Below are 22,745 nucleotides of genomic sequence, written 5' to 3'. Positions count from 1 at the left end.
CAGCAGGCAATAAGACTTGCAATCTGAGTGGCGGATCGCCACTCCGGCATACAGCAATGCAACGCGTCACTGGCGCGTTCTTAACGGTGCAACCCTGCCTTAGCATACGCATTTCCGGTGCCACATCGGAGATGTGAAATACGTATGCTAAGGCGGGTTGCTTGAGTTGAACACTCCAGTCCTGTGAGTGTACGAAGTAAGCCTGCTGCTGCTTTTTCTTTATATGGCCGACCAGTCAAAACCAACCCGCCAGCAATTATACGACCGTATCCGCCAGAGCTCCCGTGAGGAGGTAGTGCTGGAGGAGATGAAAAAGCTGGGCTTCTGGCCCGATGGCGAAGGTGCGCCCTCACTGCCCGAACAGCTGATCAGGCGGGAAGGGGAACTTAGCCGAGAGCTCGCCGATATGCTGGTGCAGCAGCGCCAGAATACAGACCGGGAGCAGATGCTCAAAGAGATTCGCCAGCAGCGCATGCAGGCCTCTCGCCAGAAGCAACAGCAGAATAAAGAGCGGCGTAAGCAGGAGCGACTGCAAAGAGCAGCAGCATGGAAAGCCCAAAAAGAAAAGGAGATCTCCTACCTGGGCGATGGAGTATCGGCAGGTTTGGCAGGCACTGATGATGATGAGGCAAAGCTGAAACTAAATGGCCTGCCCACTTTTAAGGATACAGAAGCCCTGGCTGCGGCCATGGAAACAGAGGTGGCTGCCCTGCGCTTTCTGGCCTACAACCGGGAAGTAAGCAAGGTTTCGCATTACAAGCGCTTCTATATTCAGAAGAAAACAGGGGGCAAGCGTATGATCTCGGCGCCCATGCCCCGGCTAAAGCAGGCCCAGAAATGGATCCTGACCAACATCCTGGAGAATGTGAAAGTGCATGAGGCGGCTCATGGATTTGTGCTGAATAAGTCTATCGTATCCAATGCCAGCCCGCACCTGCAGCCAGACTTGCTGGTAAACCTCGATCTCAAGGATTTCTTTCCCACCGTTAGCTATAAGCGGATCAAAGGCGTGTTCCGTTCGCTGGGTTATTCCGAAAAGTTTGCCTCTATATTTGGTCTCATCTGTACCGAACCAGACATCACGGAAGTGGAAATGGATGGAAGGACCTATTACATTGCCAGCGGGGAGCGCCACCTGCCACAGGGGGCACCCACCAGTCCGCTCCTGACCAACATCCTCTGCCGAAGGCTGGATGTGCGCCTGAAAGGCCTGGCGAAGAAATACGGATTTACCTACACCCGCTATGCTGACGACCTTTCCTTTTCTGCCAGGGGCGAGGGTAAAGAAAACCTCACAAAGCTGCTGGGCAATGTCCGCCGGATCATCAAAGACGAAGGATTTGTCACCCACCCAGAAAAACTGCGGGTTATGCGTAAGGGCAGCCGGCAGGAGGTGACCGGTGTGGTGGTAAACCAGAAGCCAAACGTATGCCGTAAAAAGGTGAGGAACTTTAAAGCCCTTCTCTTCCAGATAGAGAAAGATGGGATTAAAGACAAAACCTGGCAGGGATCAGGCGATAATCTGCTGGCTACCATTAAAGGATATGCCCACTACATTGCCATGGTAAATCCCGAGCTTGGTAAGCCCCTGGTAGCGCGGGTGGAAGCCATCCTGAAGCAGTACCACTACAAACACATCATTAAACATCCGGCCAAAAAACCAGTGCAAAAAGCAGCGCCCGAGACAACAGAGGTTCCTAAAAAGAAGCCCTGGTGGAAGTTTTGGTAGGCGCAGCCCAATTCCATGGTCTATCACAGGAACATGTAATGACTTACACCGGCATAGAACATGCTGCCTGGCTTGTGTTAGTTGGTGCTTTTGGGTAAATGAAGCCAGTAAAGCCTAAAGCTTATTGCCCACTGGCCTTAAATATTTTGTACCGTGCTACTTTCTGCTCATCCCTTACCGTGAGCATGTACATGCCCGGTGCCAGTGTTTTTGTCTCCAGCTGATAAATTTCAGTTTCGGGTATGCTGCGTTCCATGATGGAGATGCCCCTGGTATCTGCCAAAGAAATGCTTAGCTTCCTGCCCTTCAGGCTTTCATTACGTTGCAGCATCAATTTATCAGAGAAGGGAACCGGATAAACAGTTAAGGCTAAGGCCAGGCTATCATTTAAACCTGTAGTCAGGTAGGGTTCAGATAGTTCGGATCCACAACCGTCTGCCATATGCTGTAGCTGGTATAGGCCTGTATTTGTGGCTTCAATCTCCTGTCCGCCATAGTGTAAGGGTTTTCCGTTCAGGTACCAGACATTACCGCTGGCAAGCTCGGATCTTAGCATGATCTTGTTGTTTACAGGATTTTCTATTACAGAAAATTGCGGCTGCTTTGGAAAGATGCAAAAGTATACGGTTAAAGGATCGGCTGGAGCATAGGTTTCGTTGCCAGGTTCAGTGGCAATAAACTGCACTGGCCCTGGCTGCTCATATACCAGGGTGTTGCCCTCAAACCGGGCGGTTCCCATTGTAATTTGTATTTGCGCAGGAAAGCCGGATGAAGCTATAGACCGGATTTCCATGGTTTCTCCGTCTGTGATGTCCCGCACGCCCTCCAGTGTTATAATGTTTTCTGCTTTTTCGATGTACAGGGGCTTTATCACTTCTGAATAATAATATTCTGAATCGCCGTCTATATAGGCTTTAACACCAGCATCATAGAGGCCGGTTGCCCTAAGGTGATTCCCCTGAATATACGCTTTGTTGCTGTTCATACTTTTGAACTTCACAGTTTTGCCAGAGGTGGCACTTGCCTCGAGGTTTGTCTCCTCGTAAAGCTTCATTCTTTCAGGCAGTTTAAAACTGATCTGCTGTACTTTTTTGCCTGCTACGGTTTCGTGCGTTATGTAAAGTTGGTTAGAGAAGGTGGTGGTCAGCAGCACAGAGCCATCTTCCAACTCACAGAAGATTCCTTTTACCTGGGCAACAGGGTCTATTCCATCTATGTAAAAGTTCCAGTCGGGCATGTACTGGAGTTTAGCATAGATGCCTGCAGTTGATGTACTGGTTCTGCCTCCGAAAATATGTCTGTTGCTGGTTACAAAAAGTTCATCCATCATTGTATGCATTGGCTGTTCCAATGCTGCATTTTCAGTTTCCAGCTGCCACAAATCTTCCCGGGCAGCTCCTTCAATTGTATTTTTCAAAATGCCGGGATAACTGAAATTCAGGATTACACCATCAACAGATATTATAATTTCTCCCTGGGCTGAGGTGGCCATACTGGTAATGGAAACTACCTTCAAAGTATACGTTTCCCCATCCAGCATAAGCTTGATTGATTTCTTTTTCCAGCTATCGCTGGCCGCATCTAGCTGATACAAACCACCTGTTCCTGATGTTTCACCTTCTATGGTGGAGCAGAATACGTTCCCCTCTTTATCGCTTAATAAGCCGTTTACATCCAGTACTGCAAGGCCGGTATTGTAGGGCAGCCAGTTTAATCCACCATCAGCTGATTTATAAATGCCTTCGGCTGCAGAAGAGTAAGCATAGAGGGTGCCTTCCCCATCTTCCGCAATCTTTTGCACATCGCGCATCGGTACAGGCAGCAACTCCCATTTATTTCCATTGGTAATACTACGGTAAATTACACCTGCTCCACCGGCCAGTATGGTTCCTGTGGAGGTCTCAAAGAGGCAAAAGATGGGTTCGTCCTTGGCAAGAAAGAGTACATGCTCCCAATTCGCAGCATTTTTATCAGATTTGAAAATGCCCATGTTGTAAGTAGCTGCCAGCAGGGTATTTTGCTCTGGCAGGTACAGTATGCTGGAGTGAGCGGCTGTTTCTGCACTTTGCATACCCCATTTTTTCCAGAATGACTGAGCATAGGTTGATGCATGCATGCATAGAGCAAAGCACAGTAGTAAGGGCTTGAGAAAGGGATTCATCTAAAAATTGAATTGCAGATCGAGGGCTGGGGAAAAAATTTGTCAATGACAAAATTATGGCTACCTTCTGCCGGCTGCAATGGTTTTTATGTTGAGCGGCAAAAATTGGTGTTGAATCACAGACGCTTGGGCTAAGCGCTTATTCGTACTCCTAAAGCGTACAAATCTGATCAATGGAAAGCACCCAAGCTTACTACAGGTACAGGTTAAAAGAGCAATGGCTGCGTTACAAAAAAAAAACGGCCCTAGTGTAATTCTAAGGCCGTTCCAAGATGATGACAAGCTTAAGTATGGGTAATTACAAAATGAAAGGTTTCTCCCAATCAGCTAAACCCTAGCTTCTTTTTTACAATAGTTTGCGATCTGTATCCCCAGTTTACCAGGTAAACACCCAGCACAATCAGTACAAAGGCAACAATGGTATATTCGTTTAGCTTTTCATTCAGGATAACATAACCCAGCAGCACCGCCACCAGCGGGTTTACATAGGCATACACTGATACCAGCCCCACAGGCAGCTTGGTAAGGGCATAGAGGTAGGCAATAAATGCGCCAATGGAGCCAAATACAATCAGGTAGATGAGTGCATAAAAACTCTCCTGCGTCATGGAAACGCCTTTAAGATCATCGAACAACAGGCTTAGCAGCAGCATAAATACCCCTCCGGAGATCATCTGCAGAGAAGCATTGTAAAATGGATCGGCACCTGCTGATCTTCTTTTGTTAAGAATGCTGCCAAACGCCCAGCTGAAAGCAGCTATGCAGGTAAACAGAATACCAAGGAAGTACTGCCTGTTCATCAGGTCGTGCAGGTTTTCCTGGAAAATTACCGCCATGCCCAGCAGGCCTGTCATCAGCCCGCTGATGATCTTCCAGTTCAGCTTGGCAGCACCTTCGGAAGACAGGTTGATGAGGACTACAAACAGCGGCATCAGGGAACACAGCAGGGCTGCCAGGCCACTGGGAATATACATTTCTGCCCAGCCCACCAGGCCATTGCCAAAGCCGATCATTAAAATGCCGGGAACTATCTGCTGCTGAACGGTTTTCCAGCGCCATTCAAACTTTCTTCTGAACAGGAGCAGGAACAGCAGTAGCATGCTACCCGCAACAGCCTGGCGGATGCCCGAAAAGAGAAAGGGAGGGAAACCTTCTACGCCAATGCGCAACGCCAGGTAGGTAGTGCCCCACACAACACAGATAAATATCAGCGCCAGATAAGCTTTTGTGTTACTTGTTCCCATAGCTGCATGGGTTAGATTAATGCTCCTTAATTTCTATTGTCGTACAAATTTATTACTCTGCAGTAGCTGAAAACAGATGCAGAATTTATATTTTGGTGCATAACAGATTTGCCCATGGCCACAACCCTTATAACCGAACAGGATGAGTTTCTCTATTTACAGGTAGCAGAGCGGCTGCATGAGCAGATAGAAAAAGGATTGCTGAAAACAGGTGAGAAGCTGGTTTCGGTGCGGGCACTAAGCAGGGAGCAGGGCATCAGCATCAGCACAGCATTTAAGGCTTACTCTTACCTGGAAATGAAAGGACTCGTGGAAGCCAGGCCAAAGTCAGGCTACTATGTAAAGTTTACACCGCGGGAGTACCCGCAGCTGCCAACAGAAAAGCACCAGGACTCTCAACCGGACCCGCAAAGGGTGAGTGCCTGTGATATGCTTAGCATGGTGTATGAAAACCTGGATGAGGAGGGCATCATACGCCTGTCGCTGGCAGCCCCGGGACTGGAACTGCTGCCGCAGGCCAAGCTTAGTAAAACCCTGGCAGAGGCATTACGGCAAAGTGCCCACAGCTGTATGAATTACGAGCACATTCAGGGTAATAAAAGGTTACGGACGCAAATAGCCAAATATGCCTTTAACTGGGGCGGTCGTGTGGCTGATGATGATATTGTTACTACGCAGGGCTGTATGGAGGCTTTGTTTTTTTGCCTGAAGGCAGTTACACAGCCCGGCGATACGGTAGCCATTGAGAGTCCTACCTACTTTGGTATTCTTAACGTAATGCAAAGCCTGGGGCTGAAGGTGCTGGAATTACCCACCCACCCCGAAACGGGTATTGATTTGCCTTACCTGGAGCAGGCCATTGAGCAGGTACAGGTAAAAGCCTGTCTTTTTGTTACTAATTTCATCAACCCGCTTGGTGCCTGCATGCCCGACGAAAACAAGAAGCAGCTGGTTACCCTGCTGGCACAGCACCAGATTCCCCTGATTGAAGATGATATTTACGGAGAGCTCTATTTTGGCAGAACCAGGCCCCGTACCTGCAAGAGCTACGATAAAGAGGGGCTGGTGCTGCTCTGTTCCTCTGTTTCAAAATCTTTGGCACCGGGTTACCGCGTTGGCTGGTGCCTGCCGGGCAGGTTCAAAGAGCGGTTGCTGAATATTAAAATGATGCATACTGTTTCTTCTGCCACCCCAACACAGGCTGCCATCGGGCTGTTTTTTGAGAATGGCCGCTACGATCTGCACCTGCGCAAGCTCAGAAAAGCCCTGCATACCCAGTGCCTTCGCTATATACAGGCTATTGCAGAGTATTTTCCGGCTGATACCAAAGTAAGCAGGCCAAGCGGTGGCTATGTGCTCTGGGTGGAGATGAATAAAGCAGTAAATGCCTTTGAGCTGTTTCAGCAGGCCATGCATCAGAAGATAAGCATTGCGCCCGGGCAGATCTTTAGTACGGATGCCCGCTATACAAACTTTATGCGCATCAGCTTTGGTATGCCCTACACGCCGGAGATCGATAAGGGGATGAAGGTGTTAGGCAGCCTGGTTGAGCAGCAGTATAAGGATTAAGCTGTCTGCATGATTTCGCCATAGGAGTAATGGCGGGTATGTGCTGTGGTAAAATTTTATTTTATGATTACGTTTAACAATGATCAATTATTTTGCTATATATTTGTATAACAGCATTATTGATTGATAAAACGTTTATTAGGTTCAGGAATATTCGCCCTGTTTTTATTCCTAAACCTGTTTATGTTGGGCACACAGGAGGTAGAACAAACTTCTCCTGAAGGCTATGCCCGCGCATCAGAAAACAGCCAGGAGCTCATAGAAGTAGGGGTTAACTGGCAGTCACACGATGGCATACTCCAGACCAGGTCTGAATTCAGTGAGTTAAATCATACTGTGCGCAGGTTTCCGCTTGCGGTAAGTTTGTTGTTCCTGCTGAGCAACGAAAACGTAGCCGAAAGCCCTGGCCAGTTGTTTCCGGAGTCTCTTTCTTTCTCGCCGCCAAAAGATCGGCTGGCCTCCTACCACATCCTGAGAATTTAGCCTTTACCATTCTGGCTGCACTCCAGCAGCATTCACAAATGGTAATTTTTTAATTCTACATACTTCTATCCCATGAAATCTATATCCCTTTCAGATATAGCAAACACAGCTATTTTGCAGTTTGCTAAAACAGACGTACTCATCAATAAAGTACAAATAGCTGATCGTCAGCAAGATCTTTTACGGGCAATGCTGCTGCACCACCAGGAGCATCAGCCGGTTAACATTTACTTCAAGAATGGCAGTGGAGAACTGTTTGGAGTGGAATGTGAAGTAATAGCTGTAACAGATGAGCATGTGATGCTAAAATCTGGCATCATCATCCCGGTAAGGTCTATTGTGCTGATTGAACTGTTGTAAGCCTAAGCCTTCTTCTGGTCGCCGGTAACCAGCCCGGCGATCATTACATATACCTAACTTCACCCCAATCCATGAAACTAGAAACAGAGCCTTTTAAAAAGCAGGTTGTTTTAGAGCCACAGGCGCTGCAGCATCCGGCTGTAGCAGAAACTGCAAGTCCGAAAGTTGGAAACTTTCGCTGGCGCATCTGTGCGCTGTTGTTTTTCGCCACAACCATAAATTACATAGACCGTCAGGTGCTGGGTATTCTGGCACCACAGCTGCAGGCCGATATGGGTTGGACTGAGGTGGAATACGGCTACATTGTAACGGCTTTCCAGTTTGCTTATGCACTGGGCTTTCTGCTCATGGGCCACATCATGGACCGGTTTGGTACCAAAAAAGGTTTTTCTTTTGCAATCGTGCTGTGGAGCCTTGCGGCCATGCTGCATGCGGTTGCCCGCTCGGTGTTTGGCTTTGGGCTGGCAAGGTTTGGCCTTGGGGTTGGTGAGGCCGGTAACTTCCCTGCTGCCATCAAAACCGTATCGGAGTGGTTTCCGAAAAAGGAAAGGTCATTTGCCATCGGTATTTTCAATTCTGGTGCTAATATCGGGGCCATACTTGCCCCGCTTTCTGTTCCCTTTATTGCCCTGTACTGGGGCTGGCAATGGGCTTTTATCATTACAGGGGCTCTGGGGTTTGTTTGGCTGGCTTTCTGGCTCATGACCTACAAAAAGCCCCAGGAACACCCGCGCCTAAGCCCGCAGGAGCTGGCCTACATACAATCAGATGTGCAGGAGCATGAAGAAAAAATACCCTGGGCCAGGCTGTTGCCATACCGCCAAACCTGGGCTTTTGCCCTGGCCAAATTTATGACAGACCCCGTGTGGTGGTTTTACCTCTACTGGCTGCCAAAATACTTAAACACAACCCATGGCTTAACACTCGATAAAATAGGGCTTCCCCTGGTAGCTATTTACATTTTCTCCGATCTGGGTAGTATAGCGGGGGGCTGGTTATCTTCTTTCCTGATCAGGAAGGGCTGGAGCATTAACCTGGCCAGAAAGTTTACCATGCTGGTTTGCGCCTTAGCCGTCATACCTATCTTTTTTGCATCAATTACCTCAAGCCTGTGGGTGGCGGTGGCTTTGATCAGCCTGGCGACAGCAGCACACCAGGGCTGGTCGGCAAATCTGTTTACCCTGGTATCTGATCTTTTCCCCAGGCAGGCAGTGGGTTCTGTAGTTGGCATAGGGGGTATGGCCGGGGCTGTTGGAGGCATGGTTATTTCCACGGCAGTGGGTTACATTCTTTCCTTAACAGGCAGTTATGTAAGTGTATTCATCATTGCCAGCATGGCTTACCTGCTTGCCCTGGTGCTCATCCAGCTGCTTGCTCCTAAACTTGAGCCGGTGCAAGCCAGGGCCTGAAAGCCCTTGCCAGGAATTACTGGATGTTAACAGGCTGTAGTAAAACATCAACAATTGGAGAGGCGGGGTGCGGAGCTTCCAGAGCAGCTTGTTTTACTTTACCTGATACAGGTTCACGCTCCAGTAAATAAGGCCACCATAGCTTTAAGCCAGCTATGGTGGCTTTGTTGTGTTATGCAGCTCTGGAAATTACTTGTTTAAGGGCATGAGGGGAGGGTTTATAGGCCCTGTAACATGAGTTCCGGTGTATAAAAACCAACCTTTGCCTGATTTCTTAACAATTACATAATATGAGTTAACAAATACATAATAGGGAAAGATTAAATAATTGTTGCCTTTTCTTTCTCTTTGCAGTGAAAATAAGAAGCAAAAGTGCCTTTTAGGCTCATGAGTAAGAACATTAGGCTTTACAGGCTCATAAAATCTGGTAGTAAACTTGGTGTAAACATCTATCAGGCCTGGAAGAGCTATGGAGTAAAGTTTCCTGTTTGCCTGCTTCTAATGCGCTCCACCACTGGCCGTACCAGGCTGTTCAAACAACAATCCAATCAATATTCTATTTTGTATTTAAATGCTGCCTGTTTAATTATGCATGGCTGCTTTTTAGAACTTATATCCTGATATCTCTGAAATCAATGAAGACTTTAATCAATTTGGCTATTATGCGTACTTTCAGTGTTAACCTTAAAAATCTTAAGGGTGCAGGCTTTTTGTTGAGTGGTGCTTTGCTATTAAGTGCATGTGGCGGAAGTGGCAGCGAAGGTGCTGCTGCCAATGAAAACCTGACCGGTAGCATTCAGATCGATGGATCTTCTACAGTATATCCAATCACAGAAGCCGTAGCGGAAGAGTTTCGCAGAGAAGCTCCGGATGTAAAAGTAACGGTGGGTGTATCTGGCTCTGGTGGCGGCATGAAGAAGTTTTCGCGTGGTGAAATAGATATTGTAAATGCCTCCCGCAGCATCAACGCAGATGAAGCGGCAGCGGCAGAGCAGAATGGCATCTCCTATGTTGAGCTTCCGGTAGCTTATGACGGCCTTACCGTAGTGGTGCACCCCGAGAATGATTGGGCGAATGATATTACTCTGGCAGAATTAAAGAAGATCTGGGAACCCGGTGCACAGAATACCATTACCCGCTGGAACCAGATTCGCCCTGAATGGCCAGACCAGGAGATCCACCTTTATGGTCCTGGTGTTGAATCCGGTACCTACGATTACTTTACCGAAGCAGTAGTAGGCAAGAGCCACTCCAGCCGTGGTGACTATACAGCCAGCGAAGATGATAATGTGCTGGTGCAGGGTGTTTCATCAGACCCTTACGCCCTTGGGTTTTTCGGTTATGCTTACTACGAGGAAAACAAGAATAAGCTGAAAGCAGTACCGGTAGATGACCAGAACGACAGCAACGGCCAGGGCGCCATACTGCCTACACTGGAGACAGTAAAAGATGGAAGCTATGCTCCACTTTCCCGTCCACTGTTCATCTATGTTAGCTCCAAGGCGGCAGCACGTCCCGAAGTAGTGGAGTTTGTGAATTTTTACCTTGATAATGCCCCTGAACTAAGCGAAGAAGTTGGCTACATTCAGCTGCCCGCAGAGCGCTACCAGGAGCAGAAAGATAAGTTCCAGGAGTTTGCCAATGGTGTAAACCAGCAGGCTGCCGGAGCAAATCAGCAGTAAATTCAACTAGCACATTAGCACATAGCCCCTTGAGGAAATCAGAAAAGATCATAGAAGGCCTGTTGCTCTTATCGGCAGTTATCACCATACTGATTACAGTAGGGATCATTTGGGTGCTGCTGTCAGAGTCGATCAGCTTTTTTAGTGAGGTATCCATATTCAGGTTCCTGACCGAAAAGGAGTGGACCCCGCTGTTTGCCGATAAGAAGTTTGGTATACTACCGCTGGTAACTGGCACCCTGCTCACTACCTTTATTGCCATAGCAGTAGCACTGCCCATTGGTTTAACGGTTGCCGTTTACCTGAATGAGTATGCTCCCGGCAGAATGCGGCAGATTGTAAAGCCTGTGCTGGAGCTGCTGGCTACCATACCAACAGTAGTATATGGCTTTTTTGCATTAACGGTGGTAACACCTTTTCTGCAGAGCTTTATACCCGGCCTGGCAGGTTTTAACGCACTTTCAGCAGGAATTGTAATGGGAATCATGATCATCCCGATGATCTCCTCCCTTAGCGAAGATGCCATCAGCGCAGTGCCCCGCTCTTTGCGTGAGGCTGCCTATGGCATGGGTTCCACCCGTTACCAGACTGCCTTTGGGGTAATGGTGCCTGCGGCTTCTTCCGGTATTGTGGTGTCGGTGATCCTGGCTATTTCACGTGCGGTGGGCGAAACCATGATTGTGGCCATTGCAGCAGGCCAGCAGCCCCGCCTGACACTTAACCCGCTGGTGCCCATAGAAACCATCACTACCTACATTGTGCAGGTGAGCCTGGGTGATGTGCCACACGGGTCGCTGGAGTATAAAACCATATTTGCAGCAGGTATCACGCTGTTCGTGTTTACCTTCACGCTCAATAACATCAGCTTCTGGATCAGGAAAAAATTTCAGGAAAAGTATGACTAATTCTGAATACAACCGATATAAGGACAAGGCTTTCCAGGTATTTGGCATTTGCTGTACCTTCTTTGGGCTGGTGGTGCTGGCGATATTCCTGGTAGATATTCTGATAGAGGGAATGGGCCGTATTAACTGGGAGTTTATCACCAGTCTGCCTTCACGCAGGGCTTTGCGTGCGGGTATTCTTACCGCCTGGACCGGTACACTCTGGATACTGGTGCTCACAGCAGTGATTGCCATTCCCTTAGGCGTGGCTGCGGGTGTTTACCTCGAAGAGTATGCCCGCAAAGGTCGTTTATCAAACATCCTGGAAATTAACATTTCTAACCTGGCAGGGGTACCCTCCATTATCTATGGTCTGCTGGGCCTCGAGATCTTTGTGAGGCAAATGCAGCTGGGGGCCAGCCTGCTGGCTGGTGCACTAACGCTGTCGCTGCTGATCCTGCCCATCATCATTGTTACTACCCGTGAGGCCATTAAGGCAGTGCCCAGGAGCATCCGCGATGCATCTTTTGCCCTGGGAGCCTCTAAATGGCAAACCATCTGGCGGCAGGTGCTGCCTGCTTCTGTTGGTGGTATCATGACGGGCATTATCCTGGCCTTGTCCAGGGCAGTGGGAGAGGCGGCACCCTTAATTGTGATTGGTGCCCTTGCCTATGTGCCCTTTGTGGCAACAGGTCCCATGGAAGAGTTTACTGTTTTGCCAATACAGATCTTTAACTGGGTATCAAGGCCTCAGGCAGATTTTCTGATCAATGCAGCTGCTGCAATTATTATCTTATTGTTTATTACGTTCCTATTAAATGGCGTAGCCGTATATTTACGGTACCGGCAGCAAAGAAAAGTTAAGTGGTAATTCTTAATGAGCAAAAATTATAAGTTGGTCGCCATAGAGGTGAATGCCTACTATGGCGATTTTCATGCCATCAAAAATATTAGCCTGGGGCTCGAGGAAAAGGCTGTAACAGCCTTTATCGGACCTTCCGGATGCGGTAAATCTACCTTTCTGAGGTTGTTTAACCGCATGAACGACTATATCGATGGCTTCCGCATAGACGGTGAGATCCTGCTGGATCAAAAAGATATCTACAAAAAAAGTGTGCGGGTGGACGAGCTTCGTAAAGAAGTAGGCATGGTTTTTCAGAAGCCTAACCCTTTCCCAAAAACTATTTTCGAGAACGTGGTATACGGTCTTCGTATCCAGGGCATCAGTAAAAAGAAGGTGCTGGAGGAGGCTGCCGAACGATCTTTAAAGCAGGCGGCCCTTTGGGAAGAAGTAAAAGATAAGCTTCATAAATCTGCGCTGGCACTTTCTGGCGGGCAGCAGCAGCGCTTGTGCATTGCCAGGGCACTGGCCAACGGGCCCAGCGTGCTGCTTATGGATGAGCCTGCCTCGGCCCTGGACCCCATTTCCACTGCTAAAATTGAAGAGCTGATCTGGGAGCTGAAAAAAGATTATACCATTGTGATCGTTACCCACAACATGCAACAGGCCGGGCGTGTGAGCGATCATACTGCCTTCTTCCTTTCAGGAGAACTGATAGAGTTTGCAAAAACAAAATCCTTGTTCACCAATCCTAAAGATCAGCGTACACAAAACTATATTACCGGCCGTTTCGGTTAACTAAATGTTTATTATTGCAGAGTAATAATTATCCGGAACTTTAATGTCATTTTTGAAATAGCATGCCTCATATAGATGAAGAAATAGAACGCCTGAAAAAGAAACTCATGCAGATGTGGGATGTGGTGGAGTTTCAGCTGGTAAGCGGGCGCGAAGCCATGATCAATGCAGATCAGCGGCTGGCGAAAAAAATTATCAAGCAGGGAGATAAGGTAAACGACTACGATGTAAAGATTGATCGTATGTGCGAGAACTTCTTTGCCCTGTTTACGCCGGTTGCCGTAGACCTGCGGGTGGTGCTGGCCATTCTTAAAATAAATGCCAACCTGGAGCGTATTGGCGATACAGCCGAAGGCATTGCTTACTTCGTTAGAGAGTTTGAAAGCCCGCTGGAGCAGGAGCTGCTTCAGGCAACCAAAGTGCTTGAGATGTATGACGAAGCACTCAGCATGTTTGCCGATTGCCGCAGGGCGTTTCTGGATAACGACACTGAGCTGGCAACGCAGCTGATCAAGCGTGATAAGTTTCTCAATAAGATTTACCGCAAATCAGATAGCATTGTAATCCCTTACCTGAAAGAGAATCCCGATAAGATCAAGGAAGGGGTGGCGCTGCTCTCCATCATCAAGAAAATTGAACGCGTGGGCGACCAGGTAAGCAATGTTGCCGAGGAAATCATCTTTTACCGCGATGCAAAAGTGGTGAAGCACCAGCTGAAGAAAAAGAAAAAGGAATAGTGGCAGGATAACAGCCTGCCATAAAATTAATTTTGCCAATTAGGTATATTACAGTACAAATGTTCTATACATTTGCAATAAGATGAAACAACGTACAACGCCAAGCCTCTTGCAAAAAGCCTTCATGCTGGTGATGGCTGCAATGGTATTGTCGTTAGCCTTGTTTTATCCACTGCAGGCAGAGGAGATTGCTAAAAAGTCATCACCGACTGAAACCACGATTTCCAATGTTTCTTATTCTGATGCTCCTGACCTGACCCCTGCTCCGGAACCACGCCTGGTGGTACCTGTTCTCTTTTTTGCCCTGCCTAAGGTATGGGCGCTCATGCAGGCGGTTCTTTCTCCAGAAATTCAGGAGTACAGGGCTAGCTTTGAGCAGCTCTTTATTCCAAAGATCAATTTCGTTTTTGTTTCCACCCTGGCCCCCTAGGCCTTCCACAACTCTTTGTTGGCAAATGGTGATGCAGACAACAGTGTCTGCCATCAGGCTGGAGAAATCTGCCCACGCTGATACATGCTGTTTACAGGTCGCGGTATTGATATACGGGCTGTAACAGATCTCCTGCGGAAGGGTAAAGCGCAGATCCGGTTTTATAGGTTAATTACCTGTACCGGCACCTGCCATCACCCGGGAAACGATAGTCCTCCCTGCTAACACCCCTCTATATTCTATCCTATAACAGTTGTGGAAAAATCATCATGCGCAATAAGTCGTTTATTGTCGTGCTGACGGTGCTCGTTAGTGCGCTCTGTATATTCTATCTCTCCTTTACATTTGTTTCCAGAAACATCCAAAAGTCTGCCGAACGGTATGCCCTGCAGCAGGATGGAAACCTGGACTACCGCAAACAGCAACACTACCTGGATTCTCTCTGGAGAAAGCCGGTGTACAACTTCCTGGGTATGGAATTTACCTACCAGGAGGTAAAAGAATATGAATTAAATCTTGGCCTTGACCTCCAGGGTGGCATGTACATGGTGCTGGAAGTTGCTCCTGCAGACATACTGACGGGTATGTCGGGCAACAGCACCGACCCACAATTTTTGGCGGCCCTGGAGGCGGCCAAGGCCAATCAGGGGGGCAGCTCCAAAAGCTTTGTTCAGCTTTTTTATGAGGCTTTCCAGGAGATAGCTCCCGATAGAAAGCTGGCCGAGCTCTTCCTGTCGCCTGCCAATAAAGATAAGATATCGCTGGAGTCTACCAATACTGCCGTAGTGCAGATATTGGAAGCAGAGGTAAACGATGCCATGGATCGTTCCTTTAAGATTCTGCGTACCCGTGTAGATAAGTTTGGCGTTGCCAACCCTAACCTGCAGCGCCTGCCCGGTACCGACCGTATTCAGGTAGAGCTGCCCGGTGTAGACAACCCGGAGCGCGTACGCAAGCTTATGCAGGGAGTGGCCAAGCTGGAATTCTGGAAAGTATACGAGGTATCGGAATTATACCCCGAGCTGCAGGCAGCCAACGAATACTGGGTTAATAACCTGAACACAGGAGCAGAAGCAAAAGCAGCTGCCACACCTGCAGATGAGCTGGCCAGCCTCTTATCAGCAGGAGATACTATCAGCGCTGCTGGTACAGCCACCGATTCAGTAGCTGCCATAGCAAACCCAACAGAAGTGGCTGCAGCTGCCGACAGTTTGGCTCCATCGCCTGCTGACCAGCTTTCTCCGCTCTTCAGCAAGCTTAAGTCGCAGTATAGCCTGGTATATGCCCTAGAAGATACAGCAGCCATCAACCAGTTTCTGGCCACTAAAGAAATACAGGAACTGCTGCCCCATGCCCTTGCCTTTAAATGGGAGGTAAAAGCTACTGCAGCTGAAGATGGAGCCCAGTACCTGGAGCTCTATGCCCTTAAAAAGGAAAGCAACGGCAAAGCAGCCTTAAATGGCGAGGTGGTAACAGATGCCCGCCAGGATTTCAGCGAGAACGGACAGCCTGCTGTTTCGATGCAGATGGATGGCTTTGGTGCAAGACAGTGGCAAAAGCTAACATCAGAAAGTATTGGCCGCCGTGTTGCCATTGTGCTGGATGGTTTTGTGTACTCCGCACCGGTGGTGCAGTCAGAAATTCCAAATGGTTACTCCAGCATTTCCGGCAGCTTTACCATTGATGAAGCTAAAGACCTGGCCAACATCTTAAAAGCAGGTAAGCTGCCTGCCCCTACCACCATTGTGGAAGAAGCCGTGGTGGGTCCGTCGCTGGGTCTTGAAACCATTCAGCAGGGTTTGCTCTCCATGGCAGCCGGCCTGGGCCTGGTGGTTATCTTTATGATCTTTTACTATGGCTCCGGGGGTATTGTAGCCAATGCGGCCCTGTTTGTAAACGTGTTCTTTATCCTGGGTATCCTGGCGCAGTTCAGTGCAGCGCTTACGCTGCCGGGCATTGCCGGTATTGTGCTCACCATTGGTATGAGTGTAGATGCCAACGTGCTTATTTTTGAGCGCATCAAAGAAGAGCTGCTGAAGGGCAAGGGCCTGGTACAGGCCATAAAGCTTGGTTACGATAAAGCGTATAGCTCTATCCTCGACTCTAACATCACTACCTTTCTTACCGGTGCCATCCTCTATATGTTTGGCTCCGGACCGGTGAAAGGTTTTGCGGTAGTGCTGATGATTGGGATTGTTTCTTCCCTGTTTACAGCCGTATTCATTACCCGTTTGCTGATAGAATGGATGGCAAGAAAAGACAGCAAATTACTGCTCTCATTTTCTACACCTTTCTCCAGGTCACTTTTCCGTAACCTCAACATCGATTTTATCGGGAAGCGCAAAATGGCCTATGCGTTTTCTGCCCTGGTGATTGGCGCCGGCCTGGTAAGTATATTGCTGCAGGGTGGCTTAAACCTGGGTGTCGATTTCAGGGGAGGCCGTTCTTATGTAGTAAAATTCAGCGAGCCGCTGCCTGCAGCACAGGTGCGTGAGGCCCTGGCAGATGATTTTGAACAAACCGGGCTGGAAGTTAAAACCTTCAATGGCAAGCACCAGCTGAAGATCACCACCAGCTACCTGATACAGGACGAGACAGGCACTGCTGATGAGAAAGTAGAAGCAGCGCTGAAAAAAGGCCTGGAGGAGTTCTCCGATAAAAATCCAGCGCTGCTAAGCTCCTCAAAAGTGGGGGCCACCATGGCCGATGATATACAGGGTACAGCCAGAACCTCCATTCTGTACTCCCTGGGTATAATCTTTCTGTACATCCTGATCCGTTTTCAGAAGTGGCAGTATGGTGCAGGTGCTTTGATTGCCCTTACGCACGATGTGCTGATTGTTTTCTCCGGCTTTGCGCTTGCCCGCTGGTTTGGCATACAGCTGGAGATTGACCAGGTGTTTATTGCAGCAGTACTCACCGTGGTGGGCTACAGCATTAACGATACCGTGGTGGTGTTCGACCGCATCCGGGAGTTCTTTAAAGATGAAAAAGACGAGAACCTGCCCAGGGTACTGAATGCCTCTATCAACAGCACGCTTAGCCGTACCATCATCACCTCCTTAACCGTGTTTATTGTGGTGCTGGTGCTGTTCATGTTTGGTGGCGATGCCCTAAGAGGTTTCTCCTTTGCACTGCTGCTTGGTGTTATCTTCGGTACCTACTCATCAATCTTTATAGCTGCACCCATTGTGCTTGATTTTATAAAGAACAAAAAGCCAGGTGAAGCAGAGGTAGCACAGAAAACCACCAAAACCAAAAAAGCAATTGCTGCCTGATATGGAGTGGCTGGAAAACATACTGCAATGGCTTAATCCGGAAACCATCCTGCTAAGCGGTGGGGTATACCTCCTGCTGCTGATCGTGTTCCTGGAATCGGGCTTCTTCTTTGGCTTCTTTCTGCCAGGCGACTCCCTTTTGTTTACCACTGGCCTTTTGTGTGGTACAGGGGTGCTGCCGCAAGGGCTGGGAGAGCTCCTGCTGTTGCTGAATGTTGCGGCCATACTGGGGTATAGCTGTGGCTACCTCTTTGGGAATAGAATGGGTAAGTTCCTGCTTAACATGCCGGAAAGCCTTTTTTACAAAAAGAAGTACCTGGAGATGACGCGCAGCTACTATGGCAGGCATGGAAAGTTCACCCTCATCATTGGACGCTTTCTGCCTATCATCCGCACTTTTGTGCCTATTCTGGCAGGCCTGGTGGGGGTAAACTTCAGGCAGTTTATGCTCTACAACATACTGGGTGCACTTGTCTGGATATGCTCTTTTGTAGTGGCAGGCTTTCTGCTGGGCAAAAGCTTTCCGCAGATCAAGGAGTACCTGGAGCTGGTGGTTGTAGCAATGATCGTGGTTTCGGCCATACCCGTTATCAGCACCTTCAGGAAAGAAAAAAAGAGAAGTAAGCTCACAACCGAAACTGTAGAAGCTTGAAAGCTAAACCCATATATGCAGAAGCGGTAGAAACGCTTACAACACTCTTTGCAGTGCTGGGCATCCTGCTATGCCTGCAGGTGGGGTTGCTGAACAGAAGCCAGGCGGAGCATGAGACCTTTGCTGCTGCCCAGGAAATATGCTGCGAGCATGTGGATTTTCCACACCAGGGACATACCAATCTCCCGGCACTGCCAGCTTACTCCTATGGTGAAGCCTATTTTCAGCAGTCAGGGCCTAAGTTTATTCCTGCTGCAGCAATGGGTGGTCAGCATGGGCTTCTGCTGTTATCCAGGTGGTTAAACAGTAGCCCCGCTCTGCCGGCTGTTGTAGCAGTGGCCCCGCCCGTACAGCTGCATATTCTTTTCAGGTGCCTGCTGATATAGCATAACTATCCCCACTCTGCTTTACTAATCTATGTTTATGTCCTCCACAGGAGGATTTTACAGCACTCTACACACTTTATTAAAAGAACTAACAACAATAACGGGGCTAACGCGCCCTACAAACTCACATCTTAACAATATGAAAACTCAATCTAATCTTATAGACAACCTGAAATCTGGTTTTGCTGCCATTGTAATCCCTGCCATCCTGGTAGCTTCTTACCTGATCTTCCAGTATGTGCTGGGCAACCCCGATAACTTCCAGGGCGGAGACCCGAACAACCACCCGCTGCCTGGTAACTGGCTGGGCATTGTGTACAAAGGTGGTCTGATTGTGCCCATGCTGCTTGGCCTGCTCATCATGACGCTTACATTTTCGCTGGAGCGCTTTATTACCATCAGCAGTGCCAAAGGGAAGGGTAGCCTTAAAAATTTTATCCGCACCGTTAAAACCCTGGTGAACAGGGGCGAGCTTTCCAATGCAATTGCACTCTGCGACCAGCAGAAAGGTTCTGTAGCCAACGTGGTAAAGGCAGGCCTGCTCAAATACAGGGAAATGAGCCGCAACCACAGCCTGGAAGAAGATAAGAAGATCCTGGCCATTCAGAAGGATATTGAGGAAACCACTCAGCTGGAAATGCCGATGCTGGAGAAAAACCTGGTAATTATTGCCACCATTGCCTCAATTGCTACGCTGATGGGTCTGCTGGGTACCGTACTGGGTATGATCAAGGCTTTTGCTGCGCTGGCAACTGCCGGTGCACCAGATGCAGTAGCCCTGGCAAACGGTATTTCAGAAGCGCTGATCAACACAGCCCTGGGTATTGGTACTTCGGCCATTGCCATTATCATGTACAACTACTTTACCAGCACCATCGATAAGCTTACCCATGGCATCGACGAAGCCGGTTATACCATTGTACAGAACTTTGCTGCGCAGAAAAACGAAACAGTAGCTGCTTAAGCAGGAGGAGGTATCCAATGTCGAGCCCAAAAAGAACCAAGCCCAGCCTGGACATGACCCCCATGGTGGACCTTGCCTTTCTGCTGGTAACCTTCTTTATGCTTACCACCAAATTTGCTCCCGAAGAGCCTGTGGTGGTAGATATGCCCTCATCGGTATCGGACATTAAGTTGCCCGATACCGATATCCTGACCATATCCATTGCAAGAGAAGGCACCATTTATTTTAACATGGACGGCAAGTACACCCGGGAGGCACTCCTGGGCAAAATAGGCGAGAAGTACGGCCTGCAGTTTACCGAAGAGGAGAAACAGGCTTTCATGCTTATGTCGAGCATGGGCGTGCCGGTAGGCAACCTTAAGGAGTTCCTAAGCCTGCCTGCCGAAGAACGCAAGGCCATACGGCAGCCTGGCATTCCCTGCGACTCGCTGCGTAACGAGCTGGCCGATTGGGTAGTGCTGGCACGGGTGAGCAACCCCAAACTCCGCATTGCCCTTAAGGGCGATCGAGAAGCCGCCTACCCTGTGGTGAAACAGGTGCTGAATACGCTGAAGGACAACAACATCAGCCGTTTCAACATGATCACCAACCTGGAAAAAGAGTCCTAAACTGATTAAAAGCAACAACAATGGCTGAAATAAAAGAATCAGGGGGTGGTAAGGATAAAGGCAAAAAAGTACGCAGTAAAAAATCGTCTACAAGCATCGACATGACGCCCATGGTAGACCTGGCATTTCTGCTGCTTACCTTCTTTATGCTGGCTACCACCTTCAACAAGCCTCAAACCATGGAGCTAACCATGCCCGAGAAACCAAAAAAGGAAGATAACCAGCCGCTCGTAAATGAGAAAAAGGTGCTTAACCTGGTATTGGGCAAGGAGGATAAGGTGTACTGGTATGTGGGGATCACCGACCCGCAGATACAGGTAACCAATTTCTCGCAGGAAGGCGTTCGCAAAATTCTGCTGGAGCAAAATCAGCAGATTAAAGACATGGTGGTGCTCATAAAGCCCTCCGATGGCTCTAAGTACAAGAACCTGGTAGATATCCTGGACGAAATGCAGATCTCCAATGTGGCGCGCTTTGCCCTGGTAGATATTACGCCCGAGGATGTAGCCCTTATCAGCAACCTTTAAACAGTACTTCATGAAACCAGAGTTAACATATCAGAACTGGAACGACGTAGTCTTTGAAGGGCGTAACAAGCACTACGGCGCTTACCTGCTCCGGAAAATTTACGACAGGAATGTGCTTTTGTCTGCAGCTATTGCACTGTCGGTATTTATGCTGGCCTTATCGGTGCCCCGGCTCCTGGAGTACTTTAAGGCAGAGGAAGTAGAGGCGCCCAAGGCAGCCAAAACCATTCGCTATACCGATCTTGCCCCGCCGCCACCCATCGATAAAATGGCCCCGCCGCCACCTAAGCTAAATGTGCCGCCCCCGGTGAAAGCAGTCATTAAATTTCTGCCTCCCAAAGTAACAGACCAGGAAGTGCCTGAAGAGGAGGTGATGCCCACCATCGAGGAAATAAAGGCAAATGAAACAGGCGCAGAAACCATAGAAGGCGATGCCGATGTGGTATTTGAAGGACCGCCGGTTGAAGTAACCGATACCGGAGAGGGCGCTCCTGCAGAAGTTTTTACGATTGTAGAACAAATGCCAGAGTTTGAAGGTGGCGATGCTGCCCTGATGCAATGGCTGGCTAAAAACATCGAGTACCCCAGGCAGGCCCTTAGAACAGGCATACAGGGTACCGTTATGGTAAGCTTTATGATCGATGAAACGGGCCAGATCAAAGAAGTAGTGGTGGTACGGGGCATTGGCATGGGCTGCGACGAAGAAGCGGTTCGGGTAATTTCCTCCATGCCAGGCTGGAAACCGGGAAAGCAAAACGGACAGGCTGTTCGGGTGCGCAGAATCCTCCCCATTAAATTTCAGATCTCTAATTCGTAGCCATGAAATTTATCGCAGATCCCCGCTACCAGCTGGTAATGAAGTACCTCACGGCTATTATGGCAGTGGCTTATATAGTACTGGGTACCGCTGTGTTGCTATCGATGGGAAAGCTGGAGCAAATGCCTGCAGCCCAAAAGGTTCCGCTGGGCATCATGCTGATTGGGTATGGGATTTTCAGGGCCTGGCGGTTTGCTGTGAAGTACCTGCTAACGAAAGGAGAAAATAACGATGAGCAATAAGAGGTATATTGCTATTGCACTTGTTTTCGGGATGGCCTGCTCTGGGCCATCCCAGAAACAGGAGGCTGTGCTGGATACGCCTACTTCCGGTAAGCTTATCATAGCGGCAGATGAAGCCCTGCGACCAATCGTAGAGGCCCAGATTGCTGCCTTTGAGGGCATTTACACCCAAGCCGACATAGAGGCAGTGTACCTGCCGGAACAGCAAGCTGTAGAGTATATGCTGGCTGATAGTGCCGTGCTGGCGGTGGTAACCCGCACCCTTACTGCCGGAGAAAAGGAGCAGCTGCAGGCTGGCAAAATCTGGCCGGCGGAAACAAGAGTGGCTGGCGACGCCCTGGCTGTTATCCTCAATGCGGCCAACCCCGACACGCTCTTTACCACCGAACAGCTGGTGGGGGTGCTTAGGGGAGAGCAGCAGCAATGGAAAGAGCTGAATGCAGCCTCTTCCCTGGGAGACATACAGGTAGTATTTGATAATGCACGCTCTGGTGCTGTGCGTGTGCTGAAAGATTCGCTTGCAGGGGTGAGTGCACTGCCCCCTAACTGCTTTGCGGTTAACAGCAACCCCGAGGTAGTGGCGCATGTGCAGGCCAACCCAAATGCCATCGGCATTATCGGGGTTTCGTGGGTAAGCGATACCGACGACAGCCTTAGCCAGCAGTTTATCAGGGATGTAAAGATTGCAGCACTGTATTCTGCTGCAGCTACTGATTATGTACAACCCTACCAGGCCTACCTGGCACAAAAGTTCTACCCGCTGCAGCGATCTGTGTATGTGCTGAGCCGCGAAGCCCGGGCAGGCCTGGGTAGTGGCTTTACTTCTTTTGTGGCCAGTGAACGCGGGCAGCGTATTGTGCTAAAGGCAGGACTAGTTCCGGCCACCATGCCGCTTAGAATTGTACAGCTTACAGAAGAAGCTGAATATCTCACACAATAACCAT

At 48.9% G+C, this 22,745-nt stretch carries 22 protein-coding genes; 20 read left to right on the top strand and 2 right to left on the bottom strand.

From position 1 onward, the window contains the following. Positions 1 to 187: 187 nt before the first annotated feature. Positions 188 to 1,729, top strand: coding sequence for a reverse transcriptase family protein (locus KWJ01_RS18935; protein ID WP_224998610.1), 1,542 nt, complete (start codon positions 188 to 190; stop codon positions 1,727 to 1,729). Positions 1,730 to 1,850: 121 nt separating this feature from the next. Here KWJ01_RS18935 and KWJ01_RS18930 read toward each other — a convergent pair whose 3' ends face one another. Together KWJ01_RS18930 and KWJ01_RS18925 are read right to left on the bottom strand one after the other, a co-directional pair. After that, a complete protein-coding gene (locus KWJ01_RS18930) occupies positions 1,851 to 3,845 on the bottom strand; it encodes a T9SS type A sorting domain-containing protein (protein WP_224998608.1) in 1,995 nt (664 codons plus the stop codon). A gap of 368 nt (positions 3,846 to 4,213) precedes the next feature. Continuing rightward, entirely contained in the window at positions 4,214 to 5,134 is a 921-nt protein-coding gene (locus KWJ01_RS18925) for an EamA family transporter (RefSeq protein WP_224998607.1), read from the bottom strand. A 114-nt stretch (positions 5,135 to 5,248) separates the two neighbouring features. Between KWJ01_RS18925 and KWJ01_RS18920 the strand changes: the two genes are divergently transcribed. From KWJ01_RS18920 to KWJ01_RS18830, 19 genes are all read left to right on the top strand, one after another. Further along, positions 5,249 to 6,703, top strand: coding sequence for a PLP-dependent aminotransferase family protein (locus KWJ01_RS18920; protein WP_224998605.1), 1,455 nt, complete (start codon positions 5,249 to 5,251; stop codon positions 6,701 to 6,703). A gap of 183 nt (positions 6,704 to 6,886) precedes the next feature. Further along, on the top strand, positions 6,887 to 7,186 hold the full coding sequence (locus tag KWJ01_RS18915; RefSeq protein WP_224998603.1) for a hypothetical protein: 300 nt from the start codon (positions 6,887 to 6,889) through the stop codon (positions 7,184 to 7,186). Positions 7,187 to 7,258: 72 nt separating this feature from the next. Then, on the top strand, positions 7,259 to 7,546 hold the full coding sequence (locus KWJ01_RS18910; protein WP_224998602.1) for a hypothetical protein: 288 nt from the start codon (positions 7,259 to 7,261) through the stop codon (positions 7,544 to 7,546). A 71-nt stretch (positions 7,547 to 7,617) separates the two neighbouring features. Continuing rightward, on the top strand, positions 7,618 to 8,955 hold the full coding sequence (locus KWJ01_RS18905) for an MFS transporter (protein ID WP_224998600.1): 1,338 nt from the start codon (positions 7,618 to 7,620) through the stop codon (positions 8,953 to 8,955). A 662-nt stretch (positions 8,956 to 9,617) separates the two neighbouring features. Further along, on the top strand, positions 9,618 to 10,637 hold the full coding sequence (locus KWJ01_RS18900) for a PstS family phosphate ABC transporter substrate-binding protein (RefSeq protein WP_224998598.1): 1,020 nt from the start codon (positions 9,618 to 9,620) through the stop codon (positions 10,635 to 10,637). 29 nt (positions 10,638 to 10,666) lie between these two features. Next, entirely contained in the window at positions 10,667 to 11,542 is an 876-nt protein-coding gene (pstC, locus tag KWJ01_RS18895; protein ID WP_224998596.1) for a phosphate ABC transporter permease subunit PstC, read from the top strand. Beyond that, positions 11,535 to 12,392 (top strand): phosphate ABC transporter permease PstA, encoded by an 858-nt coding sequence (gene pstA, locus KWJ01_RS18890; RefSeq protein ID WP_224998594.1) that lies wholly within the window; start codon positions 11,535 to 11,537, stop codon positions 12,390 to 12,392. Before pstC ends, pstA begins: the two co-directional genes overlap by 8 nt. Before the next feature lie 6 nt (positions 12,393 to 12,398). Then, the gene (gene pstB, locus KWJ01_RS18885) at positions 12,399 to 13,160 is read left to right on the top strand and encodes a phosphate ABC transporter ATP-binding protein PstB (protein ID WP_224998593.1); all 762 of its coding nucleotides are present in this window, start codon (positions 12,399 to 12,401) and stop codon (positions 13,158 to 13,160) included. Positions 13,161 to 13,222: 62 nt separating this feature from the next. After that, positions 13,223 to 13,897, top strand: coding sequence for a phosphate signaling complex protein PhoU (phoU, locus tag KWJ01_RS18880; RefSeq protein WP_224998591.1), 675 nt, complete (start codon positions 13,223 to 13,225; stop codon positions 13,895 to 13,897). Positions 13,898 to 13,979: 82 nt separating this feature from the next. Further along, the gene (locus KWJ01_RS18875) at positions 13,980 to 14,327 is read left to right on the top strand and encodes a hypothetical protein (RefSeq protein ID WP_224998590.1); all 348 of its coding nucleotides are present in this window, start codon (positions 13,980 to 13,982) and stop codon (positions 14,325 to 14,327) included. 269 nt (positions 14,328 to 14,596) lie between these two features. Further along, a complete protein-coding gene (gene secDF, locus KWJ01_RS18870; protein WP_224998588.1) occupies positions 14,597 to 17,605 on the top strand; it encodes a protein translocase subunit SecDF in 3,009 nt (1,002 codons plus the stop codon). 1 nt (position 17,606) lies between these two features. Then, entirely contained in the window at positions 17,607 to 18,257 is a 651-nt protein-coding gene (locus KWJ01_RS18865; RefSeq protein WP_224998586.1) for a DedA family protein, read from the top strand. Next, a complete protein-coding gene (locus KWJ01_RS18860) occupies positions 18,254 to 18,643 on the top strand; it encodes a hypothetical protein (protein ID WP_224998584.1) in 390 nt (129 codons plus the stop codon). Before KWJ01_RS18865 ends, KWJ01_RS18860 begins: the two co-directional genes overlap by 4 nt. A gap of 139 nt (positions 18,644 to 18,782) precedes the next feature. After that, the gene (locus KWJ01_RS18855; RefSeq protein WP_224998583.1) at positions 18,783 to 19,607 is read left to right on the top strand and encodes a MotA/TolQ/ExbB proton channel family protein; all 825 of its coding nucleotides are present in this window, start codon (positions 18,783 to 18,785) and stop codon (positions 19,605 to 19,607) included. 17 nt (positions 19,608 to 19,624) lie between these two features. After that, entirely contained in the window at positions 19,625 to 20,215 is a 591-nt protein-coding gene (locus tag KWJ01_RS18850) for a biopolymer transporter ExbD (protein ID WP_224998581.1), read from the top strand. 20 nt (positions 20,216 to 20,235) lie between these two features. Continuing rightward, positions 20,236 to 20,742: a biopolymer transporter ExbD gene (locus KWJ01_RS18845; RefSeq protein ID WP_224998580.1), complete on the top strand. Its 507-nt coding sequence runs from the start codon at positions 20,236 to 20,238 to the stop codon at positions 20,740 to 20,742. Positions 20,743 to 20,752: 10 nt separating this feature from the next. Beyond that, the gene (locus tag KWJ01_RS18840; RefSeq protein ID WP_224998579.1) at positions 20,753 to 21,559 is read left to right on the top strand and encodes an energy transducer TonB; all 807 of its coding nucleotides are present in this window, start codon (positions 20,753 to 20,755) and stop codon (positions 21,557 to 21,559) included. Positions 21,560 to 21,561: 2 nt separating this feature from the next. Beyond that, entirely contained in the window at positions 21,562 to 21,801 is a 240-nt protein-coding gene (locus KWJ01_RS18835) for a hypothetical protein (protein ID WP_224998578.1), read from the top strand. After that, positions 21,791 to 22,741, top strand: a complete 951-nt coding sequence (locus tag KWJ01_RS18830; protein WP_224998577.1) for a PstS family phosphate ABC transporter substrate-binding protein — start codon at positions 21,791 to 21,793, stop codon at positions 22,739 to 22,741. Before KWJ01_RS18835 ends, KWJ01_RS18830 begins: the two co-directional genes overlap by 11 nt. Positions 22,742 to 22,745 lie beyond the last annotated feature (4 nt).

The sequence above is a fragment of the Cesiribacter sp. SM1 genome (genome assembly GCF_020178975.1).
Lineage (GTDB): Bacteria > Bacteroidota > Bacteroidia > Cytophagales > Cyclobacteriaceae > Cesiribacter.
This window is presented reverse-complemented; position numbering and strand designations above follow the sequence as displayed.

Coding starts and splice junctions, on each gene's coding strand:
- KWJ01_RS18930 (WP_224998608.1), bottom strand. CDS start 3,845: ATGCATGCATCAACCTATGCTCAGTCATTCTGGAAAAAATGGGGTATG.
- KWJ01_RS18925 (WP_224998607.1), bottom strand. CDS start 5,134: ATGGGAACAAGTAACACAAAAGCTTATCTGGCGCTGATATTTATCTGT.
- KWJ01_RS18920 (WP_224998605.1), top strand. CDS start 5,249: ATGGCCACAACCCTTATAACCGAACAGGATGAGTTTCTCTATTTACAG.
- KWJ01_RS18915 (WP_224998603.1), top strand. CDS start 6,887: ATGTTGGGCACACAGGAGGTAGAACAAACTTCTCCTGAAGGCTATGCC.
- KWJ01_RS18910 (WP_224998602.1), top strand. CDS start 7,259: ATGAAATCTATATCCCTTTCAGATATAGCAAACACAGCTATTTTGCAG.
- KWJ01_RS18905 (WP_224998600.1), top strand. CDS start 7,618: ATGAAACTAGAAACAGAGCCTTTTAAAAAGCAGGTTGTTTTAGAGCCA.
- KWJ01_RS18900 (WP_224998598.1), top strand. CDS start 9,618: ATGCGTACTTTCAGTGTTAACCTTAAAAATCTTAAGGGTGCAGGCTTT.
- pstA (WP_224998594.1), top strand. CDS start 11,535: ATGACTAATTCTGAATACAACCGATATAAGGACAAGGCTTTCCAGGTA.
- pstB (WP_224998593.1), top strand. CDS start 12,399: ATGAGCAAAAATTATAAGTTGGTCGCCATAGAGGTGAATGCCTACTAT.
- phoU (WP_224998591.1), top strand. CDS start 13,223: ATGCCTCATATAGATGAAGAAATAGAACGCCTGAAAAAGAAACTCATG.
- KWJ01_RS18875 (WP_224998590.1), top strand. CDS start 13,980: ATGAAACAACGTACAACGCCAAGCCTCTTGCAAAAAGCCTTCATGCTG.
- secDF (WP_224998588.1), top strand. CDS start 14,597: ATGCGCAATAAGTCGTTTATTGTCGTGCTGACGGTGCTCGTTAGTGCG.
- KWJ01_RS18865 (WP_224998586.1), top strand. CDS start 17,607: ATGGAGTGGCTGGAAAACATACTGCAATGGCTTAATCCGGAAACCATC.
- KWJ01_RS18855 (WP_224998583.1), top strand. CDS start 18,783: ATGAAAACTCAATCTAATCTTATAGACAACCTGAAATCTGGTTTTGCT.
- KWJ01_RS18850 (WP_224998581.1), top strand. CDS start 19,625: ATGTCGAGCCCAAAAAGAACCAAGCCCAGCCTGGACATGACCCCCATG.
- KWJ01_RS18845 (WP_224998580.1), top strand. CDS start 20,236: ATGGCTGAAATAAAAGAATCAGGGGGTGGTAAGGATAAAGGCAAAAAA.
- KWJ01_RS18840 (WP_224998579.1), top strand. CDS start 20,753: ATGAAACCAGAGTTAACATATCAGAACTGGAACGACGTAGTCTTTGAA.
- KWJ01_RS18835 (WP_224998578.1), top strand. CDS start 21,562: ATGAAATTTATCGCAGATCCCCGCTACCAGCTGGTAATGAAGTACCTC.
- KWJ01_RS18830 (WP_224998577.1), top strand. CDS start 21,791: ATGAGCAATAAGAGGTATATTGCTATTGCACTTGTTTTCGGGATGGCC.